Here is a 20886-nt window from a genome sequence, read left to right as displayed (position 1 = left end):
AATAGAATATGCGTGCATTAGTAATTTCCGGAGGTGGCAGTAAAGGAGCTTTTGCAGGTGGCGTAGCACAGTATCTAATTAAAGATTTAGATAGAGAGTATGACCTTTTTCTTGGTACCTCTACAGGAAGTCTTTTAGTTTCACATTTAGCTTTGTCTAAAATCGAAGAAATAAAAAGTTTTTATACTTCGGTAAATCAATCTTCAATATTTAGAAATTGTCCATTTATTGTCAAAAAGAAAAAGGGATATACAAGTATTAGTATTAATCATTTTAATGTTTTACGTAATCTGATTAGAGGTAAAAAATCATTTGGGGATAGTAAAAATTTAAGAAACCTTGTAAGAAGTGCAATTTCTAATGAATATTTTGAAATTTTAAAATCAGGAGAAAAGGATGTTATCGTTACGGTGACTAATCTTTCGGCTAATATTGTTGAGTATAAATCTATTAAAGAGTGTACATACGAGGATTTTTTGGACTGGATTTGGATATCATGCAATTATCCACCTTTTATGAGTTTGGTCAGGAAAAATAATTGTGATTATGTTGATGGAGGGTTAGGGTCTATGGTGCCGATAGAAGAAGCTATTAAAAGAGGAGCAACAGAGATCGATGTTATCGTTTTAGAAACGGAAGTTAATTACCTTAATCGTATGCCTACAAAGAATCCCTTCTCTTTAATAACCAATATGGTCGATTTTATGATGGATAGAATTGAAAATCAAAATATAAGAATTGGTAAATTTAGAGCAATAGAACAAGATGTATCCATGGACTTATATTTTACACCAACTGTCCTTACCACAAATTCATTAATTTTTGATAAAGAAAAAATGACCGAATGGTGGACAAAAGGTTATGAATTTGCAAAACAAAAAAATATATCAAACCCCTTATAAAAGAATATGCGAGCATTAGTAATTTCAGGTGGAGGAAGTAAAGGAGCATATGCCGGTGGTGTAGCACAATATCTGATCCAGGAACAAGGAAAAAAATATGATCTTTTTTTAGGTACCTCTACAGGTAGTTTATTGATTGCACAGCTGGCATTAGGGAATATCGATAGAATGTACGATATCTATACCAATGTAAATCAACATACAATTTTTAATGTAAATCCATTTATAGTCAGAAAAAAAGGAAATCGAGAGTTTGTATCTGTTAACTTTTTTTCATCATTATGGCAGTTTATTAAAAGAAAACGAACTTTTGGAGAAAGTAAAAACCTAAGAAGAGCTATTAGAAGGAATTTCTCAGAAGCAGAATTTAGATTGGCTCGTAAAAAAGTAGATGATATTGTTGTTACCGTTACTAACCTTACCAAAAATAGAACAGAGTATAAATCTATAAAAGATTGTTCTTATGAAGACTTCTGTGACTGGGTTTGGATATCTTGTAATTACGTTCCTTTTATGAGTTTGTCAACCAAAGATGGTTACGAATATGCAGATGGTGGTTTTGGATGTATGGTTCCTATTAGAGAAGCAATACGACGTGGAGCTACAGAGGTGGATGCCATTATTCTAGAATCTGAAAACATGGAGTACAATAAAGTTCTGGGAAAAAATCCATTTTCTCTTATGGTGAATTTGTTTAGCCATATGTTAGATCAAGTTGAAGGTCATGATACTGTAGTTGGTAAATTAGCTGCAATTAATAAAAATGTACCGTTAAATTTATATTATACACCTTCTAAACTCACCGAGAATTCTTTGATTTTTAATAAAAAATTAATGGGGAGCTGGTGGAGGCAAGGATTTGAATATGCCGCAGAAAAAGCAAAACAAGCAGAAGAAAATAAACTTAAAGATATTGACTTAGCCGGGTAATTTTTAGTTTAAGATACTTTTACTAATATATCAATTTTTAGACACTGTTCTTACTAGTGCAATTTGTTGTTGACCGTATATTCCTTCAGATCATACAAATTTTAGGGATATTCAAATTAAAAAAGGAAATAATTTATATTTTTTATACTTAAAAAACCATATCTGTTACTAGCATTCACTTTTATTAAGTTTCTTTAAAACAAAAAATATCTATGATAAGAATTGTATTAAAAAGAATTTTTGCATTAGCCTTTCTTTTTGCAATAATGAGTATGAATGCGCAAATACCACCACCAAATACACCTTGGGTTAAAATATTTTCTGAAGAATTTGATGGAAGTTCAGTGAATACAAGTGACTGGATTATTAGAACAGATGAACTAAGAGGATTTAGTAGTAACTCTCTTGATGTAAGTGGTGGTACATTAAAAATAAATAATACTTATCCCGCAGGAGGTAGACCTCTTGGAGGATGGATTGAATCCAGACGTAAACCTATCGGAAATGATAGGTATGGTTATTACGAAGCAAGGATAAGAATAACTGCAGATCCTAATGGACGTATTTGGCCAACATGGTGGATTTGGGGGAAAAATTTTCGAAATGGAGCTCCTGGACCAACTGCTACAGAATTTGATTTAATGGAGTATAGCGGTTTTGCTACACGATTCTTCGAAAATAAAGCAACAACTTCTCATCATTATAGTGAAAAAAGAGTAATCGATGGTAAAACCAAAATTGATGCAAGCATAGAAAGTGTTAGAACTAGAAATGCATTTGAATGGCATGTATGGGGGATGTATTGGACTCCTACAGAAGTTTCTTTTTACTATGATGGAGTAAAATACTTAACCACAGATCAGCCTGAAGATGCGGCAAATGACCCTTATGATATGAGCCTTATATTGTCATCTTCTCCACATACGGTAGATGTTGCAGATTATAATAGTGGATCAGGAGGTTTCCAACCTAATCATCCAGATGCAGCCACTGCAGCTCAAGCCGGACAAACATTACCAAGTTTTGAAATTGACTGGGTACGAGTATGGAGTTTAGGTTCAACCGTTGGAACGAGTGATTGTCAAGGGTTGCCTAATGATATTTGTCAGGCAATTAATATCACAAATACTAATTTTAAGGTACGATCGGCGGGAGAAAGTTGTAAAGGAAGTAAAAATGCTACAATATCAATTGAGGCTACACAGAAACTTCAGTATACTGCGGTTATTGAAGGAACCTCAATGTCGAATGAATTTGATACAACTACATCTTTTGATGGTCTTGGGAGTGGAAACTATACGGTATGTATTACTGCCGAAGGTCTTCCTGATTTTAAACAATGTTTTGAATTAGTTATTAAAGAACCTCAGAACTAAGTGACCAGTCCTCTATATAAAGGATTAAAAAAGAAGTAAAGAAATTTAAAAAAAATAAAAATGAAAGAAATTAAAATAATAGTTTCACTTATTGGGATTGCTTTTTTATTGAACTGTAGTGGTTCTGATGATGGGGAAGGGACCCCTTCTGGAGTAACTCCTGACCCTGCATCTTTGGTGTTTCCATCAGAAAATGCAACCTGTACTTCTGGTACATTTATATCTTCTACAGAGAATGAAATTGATTTTGAATGGAATACGGCAAAAAATGCAGTAAGTTATATCGTTAATATTACAGATTTAAAAACAAATACGACTTCGAAAGTATCATCAAGAGAAACTACTGTCAAAATTAAATTATTACAGGATAATTCATATACGTGGTCTGTGACAGCTATTGGCTCTGGAGATGCAGAAACGAGTACAAGTCCCGTTTGGGAATTTTACAGTCCAGCAGAAGGTGTTGTAAATTATGCTCCTTTTCCTGCAGAAATAAGCACTCCAAAAAATCTGGATGTTTTAACCGGTTTATCAAAAACCATAGAATGGATAGGTGCAGATGAAGATAATGATATTACATCTTATGATGTATTTTTGGGAACCACAAACCCTCCGGTAGATGTTTTAGGAAATACAACTAGTACAACAATAGCAAGTGGAAGTTTAACTGCTGCAACAACCTATTATATTCAGATTGTTACCAATGATGCTTTTGGTAATAAAACCAAATCTGCGGTAACAGCTTTTTCTACTCCTTAAGATAAAAGAAACACGTTTTAATAAAAAAAGAAACCGGTTATCGTATAGAATAACCGGTTTTATATGATAATCAGGAGTCTTTATAAAACTAAAAAAGTCCGCTAACCTCGGTTTTGATTACAGCTAATGCTGTATCACTAGGAGAACCTTTTTCTACTAATTCGGTAAGAATAATTTCTCTCATTTTATCAGCAGAATCGACATCTTCTTTTAAAGTAGCTTTTCTGATAATACCAATTGTAGCATTTTTAGCTGCTCTAACTGTATTCCAACTTTCATCAGAGATATAGATTTGCTGGGTGAGATTATGCTCAAATTCTTGATCTATAGTATGTACTAATAGAGCTTCATAACTTTTTTTATCTTCTCCTACAGGAGCCATTCTGGTTAATAATTTACCAGGAGATATTCTTTCCAGAAATAAAACCATACGCTCATATGCCTGAAGTTTAAGAGGAAGGGCTTGTTTTTGATTTTCTTTGTGCAAAAGAAACCTACGTCGTCTTTCTTCATTTGTAGTATGCATTTTAAAAAAATATACTGCAAGTAGTGTAATAAGTATTGCTGGGATTAAAGAAATAATTAAAGGTATAATTTCAAATTTCATTCTATTGTATTAGTTATATGGTAAGATTGTTTTTCAGTTCTTTATTTAGAATAGCCGCCAAGATACGTACATTCTTTTAAATCTTGATTACAAGTATACTCTACTTTGGTTTTTGCATATTTAAAAGATTCTTCTAATGTCTTAGTTAATTCTCCATCATCTACATTAAGATCGATATCGTTCATAGTAAACTGGCAAGGGTGTTCATACCCGGCTGCATGTGTGATTTCTGTAAACTCTTTTCTGAAGGTCTTAAAATATTGAGCAAGACGATCAGATTTAAGCGGTATATTAATCCCCTTTTGTAGCCATTTACTTTGTGTAGCTACACCACTTGGACAACGGTTGGTATGACATATTTGTGCCTGGATACAACCAATACTCATCATAGCTTCTCGGGCTACGTTTATACAATCTACACCCATAGCAAATGCCATAGCGGCCTTAGCAGGAAAACCTAGTTTTCCACTTCCAATAAAAACTACCCTATCGGTTAAATTGTGTTTTTGAAAAATTTTATAAATAGCAGTAAATCCATAGACCCAAGGAAGAGATACATGGTCAGCAAAACTTGGAGGTGCCGCCCCTGTACCACCTTCGCCACCATCTATAGTGATAAAATCAGGACCTCTATTTGTTTTTGCCATAAGCTCAGCAAGGAGCTCCCATTGCTCTGTTTTACCAATAGCTGCTTTTATTCCGACAGGAAGTCCTGTTTCTGAGGCAATGTCTTCAATAAATTGAAGAAGTTCAGGAACATTTGTGAAAGCAGTATGCGAAGAAGGAGATAAAACATCTTTACCAACTTCTACTCCTCGTATTTGTGCAATTTCGGGAGTGATTTTTGTTCCGGGTAGTACACCGCCTTTCCCTGGTTTTGCACCTTGAGATAACTTAATTTCAATGGCGCGAATAAAAGGGTTTTTTGTCACTAATTCCTTCATCTTCTGCATTGAAAAATCACCATCTTCATTTCTTACACCAAAATACCCTGTTCCGAAATGAAAAATAACATCACCACCATTACTGTGATAGGGAGAAAGTCCGCCCTCACCGGTATTATGATACGCATTTGATTTTTGTACTCCTATATTTAAAGATTCTACAGCTCGAGCAGAAAGAGAACCAAAACTCATTGCAGAGATATTAATCACAGATCCTGGTCGATAGGGTTTTGTTCTATTATTATATAGCCCCATCACCTTTGCACAAGGAAGAAAGGATTTGTCTTCTTTGTTAGGATGATTTTTATCCATTTTAAAAGGAATCATACAGTTCTTAACAAAAATATGTTGATGCACATAGATATCTCTATCTGTACCAAAACCCTCGTAGTTATTTTCATTTTTTGAAGAAGCATAGACCCACCCTCGTTCAATCCTGTTAAAAGGAAGTTCTTCTCTATTATTTGCTACAAAATATTGCCTAATTTCTGGACCAATACTCTCTAGTAAATATCTTAGATGGCCAACAATTGGAAAGTTATGACTAATAGTATGTCTTTGATTAAAAAAGATATCTCGTATTGCAATCATTACTAATACAGCAATACCCCATGCCCACCAAGGGATCGCTCCTAAAAAACTAAGTATACTTTCCATTTCTATTTTATCTATTGCGCATTAAGATAATCAAGTGTTAATTGTGACATTACTTTAACTCCTAATAGTAATCCACTTTCGTCAATATAAAAATCCGGAGTATGATGTGCTGCTACTTTTTTAGCTTCAGGAGATTTTCCTCCTAAAAAGAAATAAAATCCAGGGACAACCTCTTGAAAATAAGAAAAATCTTCACCACCAGTAGTTGCTTTAGATAAAATTACATTTTCTTTACCAGCAATACCTTCAATAGTTGGTAACATCTTTGTTACAAGATCTGGGTCATTATAAGTAATTGATGTGTTATTTTGAAAATCAATAGTTGCTTCTCCGCCATAAGCTTTGGCAATAGAAGGTACCATTTCTTTCATACGACGAATAATAAGTGATCTCATTTGAGGGTCTAATGTACGTACAGTACCAATCATTTCTGCGCTTTCGGGAATGATATTAAAACGTACTCCACTAGTAATTTTACCAACTGTAATTACCGCAGCCTCACTTACAAGAGGAGATTCTCTACTAATAATAGTTTGTAAACCATCAATTATCTTAGCAGAAATCAAAATGGGATCGACTCCTGTCCATGGTGCTGAACCATGAGTTTGTTTTCCTTTTACATTAATAACAAATCGTTCTACAGCTGCCATTGTTCCTCCTGGTTTATATCTAATTTTTCCAACATCTGTTCCAGAATTAATATGCAAACCAAAAATAGCATCAACATCGGGATTTTTTAGTACTCCTTCTTTGATCATTAATTTTGCTCCGCCTTCTTCTCCTGGTGGAGGGCCTTCTTCTGCAGGTTGAAAAATAAACTTAACGGTTCCATTTATTTTATCTTTATGTTTGGCAAGAGTTTCTGCAACTCCCATAAGGATAGAAATATGAGTGTCGTGGCCACAAGCATGACTAACTCCAACCTCTGTATCCAGAAAAGTAGTTTTTACCACAGATTTAAAGGGCACATCAGCACGTTCTGTAACCGGTAAAGCATCTATGTCTGCTCTTAAAGCCACAGTTTTGCCTTCTTTTCTTCCTTTAAGAATACCAACTACACCAGTCTTTGCGACATTTTCTGTTACTTCCATACCTAAATCCTTAAGATGTTTGGCAATTTTTTTAGCAGTTTCGAATTCTCGATTCGAAAGCTCAGGATTTTGATGAAAATCTCGTCTCCATTCGATTACTTTGGATTCTAATTTTTCTGCTGTGGTTTTTATATCAGGATCAATTTGTTGTGCCTGAATAGAACAAAAAACCATTAGAAGGATAAATACAATAGATTGTGTTTGTGTTTTCATGAGTTTATCAATATTATTTTAGAAGTCAAATAATCTAAAAAATGTTAGAATCAGCAAGTATAATAATCATTTTTAAAATATGCTTATATAAATACTTAAATTCATTACAATTAAAAATTAATAAGTCTATAGTCTTGATTTTGCAATTGTACCAAAGCAGTCATTGCAGAAAGTGCAAATTGCACTTGAGGCAAAGCATCTTGTCTAGTAATATTTCTATACGCTGCAGTTTGCCCACATAAAATAATTTGCACTCCTTTTTCTGACAAAGCCGAAAGGAGAGGAGTGTTTGGGTTATCAATACCGTATTTTATTTTATATTTTGAATCGTTTAGAAGATCATTTGCTGCAGATCCATGGACAACTAATGCTACTTTTAGATTTTTAAGAGATACTCCGGCAGCATCATGCATATTAAGGTACCTTGCCGCAGTATTAAAAAGAGGATTTACTTTTGAACTATCTTTAAAAGTTCTTCCAACATCAAAAACAGCTTTTAAGTTCTGCTGTTTGTTCGTTTTGAAATCAGGGTTAACTACTTCATACGTTTTTCCATATTCTGATATGATTCTACCTTCCTTAGACTTTTGCTGAGAAAAAATAAGTGCAGGTACCAAAATAAAAAGATAAGATGCAATTGTGTTTTTCAAATTGTAGTGTGTTTTAGCTTCTAAAGATATTCAAAAAACTATTAAAGGAAAGTTAAAATAATACTTATGCTTTTGAATCTTTTACTTTGTTTAGTGTAAATATATTTTTGAGTATAAAAAAACACATTGCCTTTATGTAGACAATGTGCTTATTTTTATTTATTTGAGAAGGTTTATTCTTTCATGAATTTACCAATCGCTTTATTATTAACTAAAATGATATATAGTCCTTGTGATAATTCTGATATATCCATGGTAGGAGTAGGAGTTGATTGAATCAATACTTGCCCTTGAATATTGACAATTCTCAGATCATAATCCTCTGCAGTAAACCCATCAATATTTAGTAGTTCATTATCGTTAACAGGATTAGGGTAGTATGTATATGTTTTATTCTCTTGCCTTAGATTAAGTAAAGATTGATCTACAACAAACTTTTCTGAAGTAATACTACACCCAGCTTGGTTAGCCACTGTAACAGTATATTCTCCAGTTTCTGTCGGAATATATTCTGCCTGAATCGCTTCATCAATTACTTCATCATTATAATACCATTGATAAGTAACAAAATTCGAAGAAACTGATAAGTTTTGACTTGGAGTAACAGTAATTAGAGGTTGTTCTGGAATCTCAGAAACTATTATATTTACTTCTGTTCTTGTTGCTGTGATACAGCTACCACTTGTTCCTTCGATATAGTATGTCTTGTCTGCCGTAAGTTCAGGAGTTTCATAGGTTATACCAGAAGCAATACTGGTGCCTCCTGTAGGCGTTTCATACCATTGATATTGACTATTTCCAGATACCGTTATGGTTGTAGATTCACCTGTACAAATATTTTGATCAGATACAACAGGTTGATCTGGATTTCCTGATACCGTTATTGTCACTTCAGTTCTTGTTGGTGTAACACAACTTCCTATAAAACCTTCAATATAATAAGTTTTACTAGATTCGAGAACAGGGGTGTTAAACGTTGCTCCTGATGCAATGCTAGTACCTTCTGTTGGCATTTCATACCATCTATATTCACTATTTCCAGATACTGTTATGGTTACGGATTCAGGACTGCAAATCTCTTGGTTTGATGCTGTAGGTTGATCAGGACTTGGAGATACTGTAACATTAACGGGAGTTCTGGTTGCTGTAATACAAGTTCCAATGACTCCTTCGATATAGTACGTTGTATTCGTAGTAAGGTTAGGTGTTTCATAAGTTGATCCAGTATTAAGACTGATGCCTCCTGTTGGAACAGTATACCACCTATAATTGCTATTTCCAGATGCGGTTATAGTTATAGATTCTCCGCTGCAAGCATTTTGATCTGAAGCCGCAGGCTGATTTGGAAATGCTATGGTTACAAAATCTATTTTTTCTTCGGTATTACTTCCTGAATCATTTGTGGTTGTTAACGATACAGTGTAATTTCCAACAGAAGCATAAGTATGCGTTGGGTTTTCTTGGGTAGAAGTCTGGCCATCACCAAAGTCCCATAGGTATGAATTTATTCTGTTGGTAGAAGAGTTGATAAAATTAACTGTAGAGCAATCTGTGTTAGCTTCAAATTCAGATAAAGGAGGTTGATTGTCATCACCTAGGATATAACTTCCGGATATCGTATAATTTCCAAGTGAAGCATAATCACTATATCCATTATTTGGATTTCCTTCACCAACACCATCAATTTCTATATAATAAATTCCTTCTGTTAGGTTTTCATTTATAGAAGCAGAAAGGCCAGAAGGATCAGAAGATAGTACTTCTTGTCCCAGTTCATTTAAAATTCTAGCTTGAATATTTAAATTTGGATAATCAGGATCAGGTCTAAAAGAAAAAGAAACATTACCTGTTTCTATAACAAATGAAAATACATCTTTATCTTCTCTTGTGCTGATTAAACCAAAATTTTGATCGGTGTTTACATCACCTGCGGGACTTGTTCTTAATGGTGTAGCATTTGTGATATCATCTCCATGATCATCATTTTGAAAACCAATACCATTTCTGGTATTTGCTATAATTGCAATATCATCTTGAGAACTTGTGGCACCGTTGTATTCTCCCGCACTCCATTGTCCAATAGGTCTGCTAGCACTCCATCCCATAATTGGACTCCATTGACCGTGTCCGTTATAGTATTCTGTACTTCCTTGCCCATCATGTGATAGCCCAAGAGTATGACCTACTTCATGAGATCCCGTTTCTCCTGCAGATCTGGTACCTAGATTATATACCCAACATGGGTTATCATTGTTTCTCGAAAAAGAATTAAGATATGCTACCCCTCCTGATCCTGGAGCTGCATCTGTAGTTGGTGTGAAAATACACATCATTCTACGATTTCTGGGTGCCGCTTCAAAAAGATCTCTACGAGTAGTTATATTAAGGTTGAATGGACGAAAGTCTTCCGCCATAATTTTCCAAATTTCAATTATCTTCTCATCACTAAAATTAGGTGATTGTGCATCTATTGTAGCTCCACCAAGCCAACTCGTGCCAGAAACTAATTCTCCGTCAAAATCAAGGTAAATAACACCTGTTGCTCCCGGCAAACTTTCTAATTGGAGTGATGTTTTTGAAACAGGACCTCCATTTATTTGATTCTTTCCTGAAGCTGACTTTTCCAGGTCTACGCATAAAACATCATTGATATTGGTTTCTTTTATAAAAACTTTACCATCTGCTTCAGAGTATAGCGTATATGCTTTTTTTTGATTAGGTACTACAATTTCTCCTGTTAGTCCAGCACTTGTTTTTGAAAAAGTAAATGTTGATAATCTATCATTATTAATATTACCTATTAATATAAGATCATTATTGATTTCTTTTTGAAGATTAAGAGTAAGAGAAAGTTCTTGATTACCTGCTGTTTTTATAGAAGAGGAGGTGTTTTTTTTAGGGTTGATTAGATTATCAATAAACGTTTGTTGATTATTAGATACTAATTGGGGTTGGTCTGATTGACTATATGTGAGACATACATTAAGCACAATGCTAGTTAGAAGAAAATACTTCGATAATTTTCTTTTCATGTTGGGTTGGGTGTAAGTAATTATTTTGACAACTATCTTTACTAAACTCGATATTAATGATTTTAGTATAGTAGATTTATATGTATTGAAGTTAATGATATAGAATACATTATATCATTTAAAATTTTTTATAAGTATCAAAAATAGATATAGGACGCATTTTATATAAAATACGCCTATACCACACTTAGTTTTAGATTTAAAAAACTCAAAATTTTATATCCTTGACTGACTAAGGATATAAAGCGTTTATCATAATATCGAACTATGAGATACTAATAATTCTTTCTAAAGGGATAATCGTTGATTGTTTTAATATTACTTCTTTATCTGTAATCCCCCAGATAGTAGTTTCTACCTTTTTTAGACCGGTATCATCAACAAAGACGATCCTTACTTTTTGATGTTCTAAGTTACCAAGAGAAAGTGCTCTTTGTAATTCTAGAAAACGATCAATCTGATCTTTTCTTTTGTCTAGGACATCTTCTTTAGGGAATTTTAAAAATTTGATTTGCTCTTTTTGTACTATTTGTACATCCATGTTTGGGGCCATAGCGATGAGTTTGGTTATTTTTAGTGTTCTGATAAAAAATGGTATTTTATTCTCAGATTTTCTAAATATAATACTTTTTGTCTTAAAAAAATGCATTTTATCTATTAAAATTATCAAAAAGATATTAACGTGTAAGAAAAAACACTGTTAATATCAATAATATTTAACGGATAGTTTTATGGGGACTATGGTGTAGAAAAATGTTTGTGATAGAGTTGTTTTATAAGGTAGATGACTACAAAAAATGAAAATAGAATTTTATGTATATGATATTAACAATCTATTGTTAATGTATGCAGGGTTATAACAATATGACCAAATTGTTATTGTATAAAAGTTATTGACTGTGATTTGTTTACAAAAAAGATCAACTACACTTCCATAACCGTCCTTCTTTGCTTAAATTTCGCCTCTATAAAACATTGTTACGTTGGAAGAATATTTAGCAGAGTTAAATGATGCACAGAGAGCACCTGTACTCCAGGTGGATGGAGCTATGATTGTGATTGCAGGTGCCGGATCGGGAAAAACACGTGTACTTACCTATAGAATTGCTTATTTAATGCATAAAGGAGTAGATTCGTTTAATATATTATCCTTAACATTTACCAATAAAGCAGCACGTGAAATGAAAAAGCGTATTGCTACTATTGTTGGAGCAAGTGAAGCAAAAAACTTATGGATGGGGACATTTCATTCAATATTTGCTAAAATCCTAAGGTTTGAGGCAGATAAATTAGGGTACCCATCAAACTTTACAATATATGATACCCAGGACTCCCAAAGATTAATAGCTTCTATTATTAAAGAGATGGGATTAGATAAAGATATCTATAAGTATAAACAGGTATACTCCCGTATCTCCTCTTATAAAAACAGTTTGATCACTGTGAAAGCATATTTTCAAAATGCTGAATTGGTAGAAGCAGATGCAATGGCAAAGCGACCAAGGATGGGAGAAATTTATCAGCATTATGTTGATCGATGTTTTAAAGCAGGAGCAATGGATTTTGATGATTTATTGTTAAAAACCAACGAGCTATTAAATCGTTTTCCAGAAGTTTTGGCTAAATATCAAAATAGATTTAGGTATATACTTGTTGATGAGTATCAAGATACTAATCACTCTCAATATCTTATTGTTAGGGCACTATCAGATAAGTTTCAAAATATTTGTGTAGTAGGGGATGATGCACAAAGTATTTATGCTTTTCGTGGAGCAAACATTAATAATATTCTTAATTTTCAGAAAGATTATGATAATGTTCAGCAATATAGATTAGAACAAAATTATAGATCTACAAAGAATATTGTAGAAGCAGCAAACTCTATTATTGATAAGAATAAGACCAAATTAGATAAGGTCGTTTGGACGGCTAATGATCCCGGACCAAAAATATTTGTGAATAGATTACTCACTGATGGAGATGAAGGAAGATATGTAGCAAGCTCGATTTTTGAAAATCAAATGCAACACCAACTAGGAAATGGTAATTTTGCAGTGCTATATAGAACAAATGCTCAATCAAGAGCTATTGAAGATGCATTACGTAAACGTGATATAAAATATAGAATTTACGGTGGATTATCCTTTTATCAAAGAAAAGAAATCAAAGATGTACTGGCATACTTGAGATTAATTATTAATCCAAAAGATGAAGAAGCTTTAAAAAGGGTAATTAATTACCCTGCAAGAGGAATAGGGGGAACTACAGTAGATAAGCTAATTGTAGCAGCCAACCATTATGATCGTTCTATTTTTGAAGTTATAGAAAATTTGGATCGTATTAATTTAAAAATTAATAGTGGTACAAAAACTCGTTTGGAGAACTTTATGAATATGATTAAAAGTTTTCAAATTGAGAATCAAAATTCAGATGCATTTGTATTATCCGAAATAGTGGCTAAAAAGACTGGGCTATTACAAGAACTAAAAAAAGATGGTACACCAGAAGGAATTGCTAGAATTGAAAATATTGAAGAGTTATTAAACGGAATTCGTGATTTTGTTGAAGGACAAAAAGAAGTAGCAGATGAAACAGGGTCTTTGGCAGAATTTCTGGAAGATGTGGCATTAGCAACAGATCTAGATCAGGATACTGGAGATGATGATAGAGTAGCACTAATGACAATTCACCTGGCTAAGGGACTAGAGTTTCCCTATGTCTATATCGTTGGGATGGAAGAGGATCTTTTTCCATCTGGAATGAGTATGAATACCCGAAGCGAACTAGAGGAGGAGCGACGTTTGTTTTATGTGGCACTAACACGTGCAGAAACACAAGCATATCTAACATATACGCAATCTCGTTATCGATGGGGTAAATTGGTAGATGCAGAACCAAGTAGATTTATTGAAGAGATCGATGATCAATATTTAGAATACATTACTCCGGTAGAAAGTTATCGTTATAAGCCATTAATTGATTCTGATATTTTTGGTGAGGTTGATAAAAGCAAATTACGTCTTAAGAAACCCGTTTCTGGAGCTCCACCCCTGGCACATAAGCCAAATGAAGAACAGTTAAGGAAATTACGGAAACTTAGGCCGGTATCTGATAATACTACTAATGAATCAAAAACTAATTTGTTTGATGAAGAACTTATTCCAGGAACAGCAGTAGAACATATGCGTTTTGGATTAGGGAAAATTATTAAAATTGAAGGAGTGGGGCAAGATAAAAAAGCAGAAATTCATTTTGAAAAAGGCGGAATTAAAAAGCTCTTATTAAGATTTGCAAAATTAAAGATCATAGGGTAGCACAACGCTTCTTCCAGATAATTCTTAATAAAGGAGATCTATTTTTTAGATGTTAATCCCGATGTTTTTACAATAATATACTAGATATATAGAGTATATTTATACCAGTAAAAATAACTATGGCTGATTTTGTAAAACTATATAATGAAAATCCGAATCCACGAGAGATACAACAGGTAGTTGCATGTTTGCGAAATGGTGGGTTAATTATTTACCCTACAGATACTGTATATGGATTGGGTTGTGATATTACCAATAACAGAGCGTTAGAAAAAATAGCACATATCAAAGGAGTAAAACTTGCTAAAGCTAATTTCTCATTTATTTGTAAAGATCTAAGTAATCTTTCTGATTATGTTAAGCAAATCGATAATGCGACGTTTAAATTACTTAAAAGAACATTACCAGGGCCGTACACCTATATCCTTCCGGGAAGTAATAATTTACCTACTGTTTTTAAGAAAAAGAAAACTGTAGGAATTCGAGTTCCTGATAATAATATCTGTACTGCTATTGTTGAAGAATTAGGTAACCCTATCGTATCTACATCAATTTATGATGAAGATGAGGTGATAGAATATACTACAGATCCAGAGTTAATTCTAGAAAAATGGGATAATCTTGTGGACCTGGTAATTGATGGTGGATATGGTGATAATATTCCTTCGACCATTATTGATCTTACCAGCGGTGAACCTGTACTGGTTAGAGAAGGTAAAGGAGCTATAGATATTATCTAAATGGACTTTATTGATTTTATGAAACAGAATAGTTCAATTCATTTCTATACATACTAGGGGTTTTTCCCGAGAATTGTTTGAATAGTTTATTAAAATGAGAGAAGTTACTAAATCCACTTTCATAACAAATATCTGTTATGCTGGTTTGCTTTTCATGAAGAAGTTTGGCAGCATGTACTAATCGATACTCATTTACAAATTGTGTAAATGTTTTTCCTGTAATCTTTTTAAAATACCTGCAAAAACCAGGAACACTCATGCTAACTTTACTCGCGATTTCTTCTAATGGGATTGGTCTGCTAAATTCTTGCTGCACAAAATTAAAAATCAGGTTTATTCTATTATTGTCCTGTAATGCGGTTTCTATTATAAATCCTTCGGCATTTAATATAGTATAATCATTTGTCATTTCCATTTCTTTAAGGACTTGCAATATGCCGATTAACTTTTCAAATGAACTTAGATTTTTTAAAGATTCAATCTGTGCTCCGATCCTTCTTTTAGTGTTTCCATGAAATATGATTCCTTTTTTGGCTTGATCAAGAAGTTTCCCGATGGCATTCATTTCTGGAATATCAAAAAATGATGCTCCCAGAAAATTAGGTAACATTTGTATAATAGTTTCACTACTATTACCTGTCATCAAATCTGTAAACCCGCAATGAGGAAGGTTAGAACCAATAAGCATTAATGCTCCTTTCCTATAATACGACATGTGACTCCCTATTTGTCTTTTTCCAGTACCGCCATTTACGTATACAATTTCTATCTCTGGATGATAGTGCCAAATGGGGGCTTTGTTTTTATTGTCTTTAGAAAATGTTTCATAATAAAGAGAACTTCCAAACTCTGGTGAAATCTTTTCTAAAGAAGGTTTTATGTTTTTCATAGATATATTGATATTCTTTCTTTGATTTTAGAGCTAATATTATATTTTTTTTGTTAAAATATTGTAAAGTTAAATAAAAAAATACGTTAAATTAACACGAGTAAGGTTTTATTGTAATGTATAAGGTTAAAATAGCACATATATATGCAAATATTGTTGTGTTTGATACGAGTTTTCTAAGATACATTTGTACCATCAAACATTAACAATTAAAACCATAAAGAGATGAAAAGAGTAATTAACCTAAGCCTAATTGTATTTGCAGTTTTGTTAAGTACGGCTGTAAAAGCATCAGATTTTTTATCTGTAAAAATTGAGAACTCTTCTACAATTAATGTTTCATTGACTAATATTAGTAAAGGACAGAAATTATATCTTAAAGATTATTCAGGAACTATCTTGTTTAATGCGACTTTAGATGCGATGCCTACATATAAAAAATATTTTAATTTTAGGACTGTAGAGAATGGTGTTTATTTTATTGAGACAGAAACAGAATTTGATGTAAGAGTAACTCCGGTAATAAAAAATACAAAAGGGATAGCCTTAATAGAAAATTCTACAATAACAATTTTTAAACCAAAGTTATTAGTAGAGAATACGTTAGTTAAGGTGATGGTAACAAGAACAGAAGAAACACCATTAAATGTCTCTATTTATGACATAGACGGTGCATTAGTATTTGATGAAAAGATAATCGGAGAAGAAGGTGAATTCATTATTCAAAGAACATATAATTTCTCAGAAGTACCTTCAGGGAAATACGATATCCATTTCAGATTAAAAGATAGGGTATTTATTAAAGAAGTTAGTATCTAGATTGTTTTATTAACTCAACCACAAACAAGGCAATACAAATGTATTGCCTTTTTTATTGGTTTCAAATTAGGATAAAAACCATTCAACTTCATTTTAATGCCATGTTTTAGAAATACAAAAAGAAGTCATATTTTAAACCTTATCGAATTGTTGTCGACAATGCTGTCATACCTAAAATCATAATAGTTTGATTTAATAAGTATAGATATATAAGTTTTAAATAGCGATATTCAAAATCTTTGTAGAAAGCTTTTGACCTAGATTTTTGAAGTAGAAGATATTGGTGTTTTAATGAGTGATATTAGTTCAAATCATATCCACATACATATAGATTATATTCCCAGGTTAAAGTGTAAGTTATGTTATAAAGCATATAATTTTGTGCTAGAAGGGTTGATTGGGTAGGGAGTGTTGTATGAATTGGTTAGTTTATGTTGAGAGAAAGTGTTATTGTTTATTAAAAATTTGAATGAAAATTTATAGATATTAAAAAAGGGTTGTCATTACGACAACCCTTTTTTAATATATTTAGAGGTGATATTATTAGTTTCCTCCTGAAGCTTTTTTCATTCCATCTTCAATCATATTGTAAAACTGGTCAAGTTTTGGCAATACAACAATTCTGGTACGTCTGTTCTTTGCCTTATTGGCAGCAGAACTGTTATCAGCTACTGGTACATAATAACTTCTACCAGCTGCAGTCATACGTTTTGGATCAACTTTAAAATCATTTTGCAATACTCTTACTACAGAAGTAGCACGTTTTACACTCAGATCCCAGTTATCTAAAAGTACTTTGTTTTTGATAGGCACATTATCAGTATGACCTTCTACTAAGAATTCGATATCTGGCTTGTCATTAACTACTTTGGCAACCTTACCAAGTACTTCACGAGCTCTTGCAGATACATTGTAGCTACCACTCTTGAAAAGTAGTTTGTCAGAAATAGAAACATATACTACTCCTTTTTCTACGTTAATTTCGATATCCTCATCAGCAAGATTTCCTAAAGCACCTTTAAGACTTGTTACAAGTGCTAAGGTTACAGAATCCTTTTTTGTAATAGCATCCTGCATTGTTCTTATCTGCATATCTTTTTCCTTGATACTCTCTAAAGATTTTTCAAGATTCTCTGCTTCTTTTGTCGATAAAGTGGCTAAATTACCTACGTTATTTAGTAAAGCAGAATTTTGATTTTTAAGATTTGATACTTGATCCTGAAGAACTTTAAGTTGCGAAGTCGAACTTGATTTTTCTTCTAGACAGCTATTTAATTTTACCGTTGCGGAATTTAATAGATCCTCTGTTTCTTTTTGTTTGGCTTCTAAATCTGAAAATTTCTTCTGAGAGACACAAGAAGATAACAGAATTGCAAGGGAAGCCCCAATAATCATTACTTTTTTCATTAGAAAATTTGTTTTTAGTCTTATTCTGGTTATATAACTCAAAATTATTAAAATTGTGACGTAATACTAGGTCGTTAACAATAATTTATTATATACCCTTATAATTGATTGAAATGTTTACGTTTCAAAATAAAATACTGCCATACAACGGAAAAAAATGAATAATATTTCCCCGTTTTAGAAAGTTTTTTACGTTTTTTAATAAAAGTGTTAAAATTAGCATAGAAGCTTAAATGAGCCTTAAAGATAGCAAGGAAGTGTGAAAACTTACCTTGTAGTATAAATCGAGCAGCTGCAAGCCCATCCATTAGCATTCTTATGAAAATTAATCCCCATACACTATTTCCGGGAACATTTTTAACTAATAGATATAAACTGTTTCTAAAATTAAGGAACGTTTTTTTAGGATTCATTGTACCTAAAGTTGCACCTCCAAGATGGTAAATAACAGATGAACCATCATACATTATTTTATAACCTTGGTTATGTATCCTCCAACAAAGATCAATTTCTTCTTGATGAGCAAAAAAATCTTCATCTAATTTGCCGACTTCTTCAAATACTTGTTTTCTTATAAACAAACATGCACCACTTGCCCAGAATATTGGGGTTGTATCATTATATTGCCCTTTATCTTCTTCAAGTGTATCAAATATTCTTCCTCTGCAATATGCATATCCCAGCTTATCAATATACCCTCCTGCAGCACCTGCATATTCAAAATGTGACTTCTTTTTGTAATCTAAAATTTTTGGCTGTATGGCTGCAACCTCTTTAGAAGTTTCGAATGTTTTGATGACAGGAACTAACCAATTTTGAGTTACTTCAACATCACTATTTAGAAGACAATAAATATCTGCATCGATTTTTGCTAAAGCATCATTATATCCTTTTGCATATCCTCCATTCATTTCATTTCTAATAATCTTTACCTGCGGGAAAGATGTTTGTGTATATGATATAGAGTCATCAGTAGAGGCATTATCGGCAAGGTATACCGTTGCCTCCTCAGAGTATTTAATTACCGAAGGTAAAAATTCTTCTAGTAATGATCTACCATTCCAATTTAATATAACGACTGCAATATTCACACTGCAAATTAAAGAGTTTAATTGAAAATTAGCAGTAGATAATCCATAATTTATGGGAATATTTTTTTAAAATAAGAAAATCAATTTCTACAAGTTGGTCCACTTGATGAGAAATTGATTTTCTATAATAATTACATTTAACCTATAACTGGTAAAACGTTAGTGATTTAGGTTAAAATGTATAGGTGTTTGTTAGCGTAATATATAACAAGCAACTCCCTCATATCGATATCCTGCTGCACCGTTACCTTCGTTACGATTTGTAGTGTAAAAATGATTTACAACAGTACTGTTGTAAAAACGATATAATGGAATTCTACCACTGCCTCTAGACGAATATACATATCCAGCTACTCCTTGATATTGATAACCAGCAGCATTAGCTACTTCTCCACGGTTCGTAGAATAAAAATGATTTTTGGCATTTCTGTTGTATGCTTTATACAGAGGAATAGTACCGGTTACTTTTTTATCAAATACTTTACCTATGGCTCCCTCTAATCTATATCCTGAAGGTGCGCTTCGGTTAGTACTGTAGAAATGATCAATAGCTCCACTATTATAGAATCTATAGAATGTTTTTGGAGTTACAACAGGAGGTGTTGGTGTATTTGGAAATAAATATCTAATAGCAGTTTTATCTCCATTACTAAAATTATTAATTGTACATGCTTTTCCTCCATTCATTACAGATAGAGCATCTAGATTTGGTGTTCCGGGGATTAGACTTCCAAAAGATTGATTGGTGTGAGTAATCCCAACATTATGACCTATTTCATGTTGTACATTGGCTATTCTCATATTTTGAGTAATTGCGTTGCCACAAAGTCCTGGAGAATTAAAATCAGGATTTACCCAAATCCCTCTGCCTGGTAATCCGTTTCCAGTCGGAAATGTTCCTCGTCCAAAAACATTAGATGCTAAGTTAATTGAAGGATCTTGCGAATCATACATGATCTGAATATGAGAATTAGAAGATGATGTTGTGACACTCAATTTAAGTTTTGAATTTACTGAGTTCCATCGATTAATAGCTTGTACAGTCGCATTTCTCCAATTCGCATCCATTCCAGGGTTGATGTAAACCCTTACATTAGAAATGGTAACAGATTGTGGGTGTCGTCTTTGTTTGGAAACAGGATCTTCTGGATCAGGATATTTTGCATTTTTATCAAAAACAATATCTCCATCTACTAGGTAGTAGTCTCCAAGATCTTCAATAACGTCTTTTGAAAATCCCCATTTTTCTATAGTTTTTAGTACTGCATCATTTTGTTGCTCAATAGCATCTTCATTTGATACATCCTGATCTACCTCACAAGAGGTCATAATAAGTAGCAAGCAAGATAAAATTGCAATGCCAAATGATTTTAATGAATTCATAATTTTTAAGTTTTAAGATGTAGTTTTACCAGTTTGTAGTTATTTAAGACTTGAAATTATCAGAACTCATTTTGTTTTACAA

General features: G+C 32.8%; 17 protein-coding genes. 7 read left to right on the top strand and 10 right to left on the bottom strand.

The window, feature by feature from the left end; all coding sequences use genetic code 11:
- Positions 1-8 precede the first annotated feature (8 nt).
- The 4 genes from PQF96_RS20785 (at position 9) to PQF96_RS20770 (ending at position 3967) form a co-directional block, all read left to right on the top strand.
- Positions 9-902 (top strand): patatin-like phospholipase family protein, encoded by an 894-nt coding sequence (locus PQF96_RS20785; RefSeq protein WP_109438424.1) that lies wholly within the window; start codon positions 9-11, stop codon positions 900-902.
- A 6-nt stretch (positions 903-908) separates the two neighbouring features.
- Positions 909-1832, top strand: coding sequence for a patatin-like phospholipase family protein (locus tag PQF96_RS20780; protein WP_271768069.1), 924 nt, complete (start codon positions 909-911; stop codon positions 1830-1832).
- 212 nt (positions 1833-2044) lie between these two features.
- Positions 2045-3208, top strand: a complete 1164-nt coding sequence (locus PQF96_RS20775; protein WP_271768068.1) for a glycoside hydrolase family 16 protein — start codon at positions 2045-2047, stop codon at positions 3206-3208.
- A gap of 60 nt (positions 3209-3268) precedes the next feature.
- Positions 3269-3967 (top strand): phage tail protein, encoded by a 699-nt coding sequence (locus PQF96_RS20770; protein WP_271768067.1) that lies wholly within the window; start codon positions 3269-3271, stop codon positions 3965-3967.
- 88 nt (positions 3968-4055) lie between these two features.
- Here the strand turns inward: PQF96_RS20770 and PQF96_RS20765 are convergent, their stop codons facing one another.
- From PQF96_RS20765 to PQF96_RS20740, 6 genes are all read right to left on the bottom strand, one after another.
- Entirely contained in the window at positions 4056-4574 is a 519-nt protein-coding gene (locus PQF96_RS20765) for a DUF7935 family protein (protein WP_143916373.1), read from the bottom strand.
- A 41-nt stretch (positions 4575-4615) separates the two neighbouring features.
- Positions 4616-6175 carry an FMN-binding glutamate synthase family protein gene (locus tag PQF96_RS20760; RefSeq protein WP_109438429.1) on the bottom strand — a complete coding sequence of 520 codons (1560 nt, stop codon included), beginning with the start codon at positions 6173-6175 and terminating at the stop codon, positions 4616-4618.
- Between the two features lie 11 nt (positions 6176-6186).
- Positions 6187-7479: an amidohydrolase gene (locus tag PQF96_RS20755; RefSeq protein ID WP_271768066.1), complete on the bottom strand. Its 1293-nt coding sequence runs from the start codon at positions 7477-7479 to the stop codon at positions 6187-6189.
- Between the two features lie 110 nt (positions 7480-7589).
- Positions 7590-8129 carry a DsrE family protein gene (locus PQF96_RS20750; RefSeq protein ID WP_160114328.1) on the bottom strand — a complete coding sequence of 180 codons (540 nt, stop codon included), beginning with the start codon at positions 8127-8129 and terminating at the stop codon, positions 7590-7592.
- Positions 8130-8302: 173 nt separating this feature from the next.
- The gene (locus tag PQF96_RS20745; protein WP_271768065.1) at positions 8303-11161 is read right to left on the bottom strand and encodes an Ig-like domain-containing protein; all 2859 of its coding nucleotides are present in this window, start codon (positions 11159-11161) and stop codon (positions 8303-8305) included.
- 265 nt (positions 11162-11426) lie between these two features.
- Positions 11427-11714: a hypothetical protein gene (locus PQF96_RS20740; protein ID WP_109438495.1), complete on the bottom strand. Its 288-nt coding sequence runs from the start codon at positions 11712-11714 to the stop codon at positions 11427-11429.
- A 430-nt stretch (positions 11715-12144) separates the two neighbouring features.
- Between PQF96_RS20740 and PQF96_RS20735 the strand changes: the two genes are divergently transcribed.
- Positions 12145-14475: an ATP-dependent helicase gene (locus tag PQF96_RS20735; RefSeq protein WP_271768064.1), complete on the top strand. Its 2331-nt coding sequence runs from the start codon at positions 12145-12147 to the stop codon at positions 14473-14475.
- A gap of 119 nt (positions 14476-14594) precedes the next feature.
- A complete protein-coding gene (locus PQF96_RS20730) occupies positions 14595-15215 on the top strand; it encodes an L-threonylcarbamoyladenylate synthase (RefSeq protein ID WP_271768063.1) in 621 nt (206 codons plus the stop codon).
- Between the two features lie 16 nt (positions 15216-15231).
- Here the strand turns inward: PQF96_RS20730 and PQF96_RS20725 are convergent, their stop codons facing one another.
- Positions 15232-16104 (bottom strand): AraC family transcriptional regulator, encoded by an 873-nt coding sequence (locus PQF96_RS20725; protein ID WP_271768062.1) that lies wholly within the window; start codon positions 16102-16104, stop codon positions 15232-15234.
- Between the two features lie 225 nt (positions 16105-16329).
- On the opposite strand from PQF96_RS20725, the gene PQF96_RS20720 reads away from it, so the two are divergent.
- Positions 16330-16923 carry a PPC domain-containing protein gene (locus PQF96_RS20720; protein ID WP_109438436.1) on the top strand — a complete coding sequence of 198 codons (594 nt, stop codon included), beginning with the start codon at positions 16330-16332 and terminating at the stop codon, positions 16921-16923.
- A gap of 543 nt (positions 16924-17466) precedes the next feature.
- Here PQF96_RS20720 and PQF96_RS20715 read toward each other — a convergent pair.
- The 3 genes from PQF96_RS20715 to PQF96_RS20705 form a co-directional block, all read right to left on the bottom strand.
- The gene (locus PQF96_RS20715; RefSeq protein ID WP_109438437.1) at positions 17467-18330 is read right to left on the bottom strand and encodes an OmpA/MotB family protein; all 864 of its coding nucleotides are present in this window, start codon (positions 18328-18330) and stop codon (positions 17467-17469) included.
- Between the two features lie 98 nt (positions 18331-18428).
- A complete protein-coding gene (locus tag PQF96_RS20710; RefSeq protein ID WP_271768061.1) occupies positions 18429-19421 on the bottom strand; it encodes a glycosyltransferase family 2 protein in 993 nt (330 codons plus the stop codon).
- A gap of 192 nt (positions 19422-19613) precedes the next feature.
- A complete protein-coding gene (locus tag PQF96_RS20705; protein WP_271768060.1) occupies positions 19614-20804 on the bottom strand; it encodes a M57 family metalloprotease in 1191 nt (396 codons plus the stop codon).
- Between the last annotated feature and the right edge of the window lie 82 nt (positions 20805-20886).

This window comes from Aquimarina algiphila, assembly GCF_947494415.1.
GTDB lineage: Bacteria > Bacteroidota > Bacteroidia > Flavobacteriales > Flavobacteriaceae > Aquimarina > Aquimarina algiphila.
Note: the sequence above shows the minus strand (reverse complement) of the source record. Positions and strands in the feature narration are given on the sequence as shown.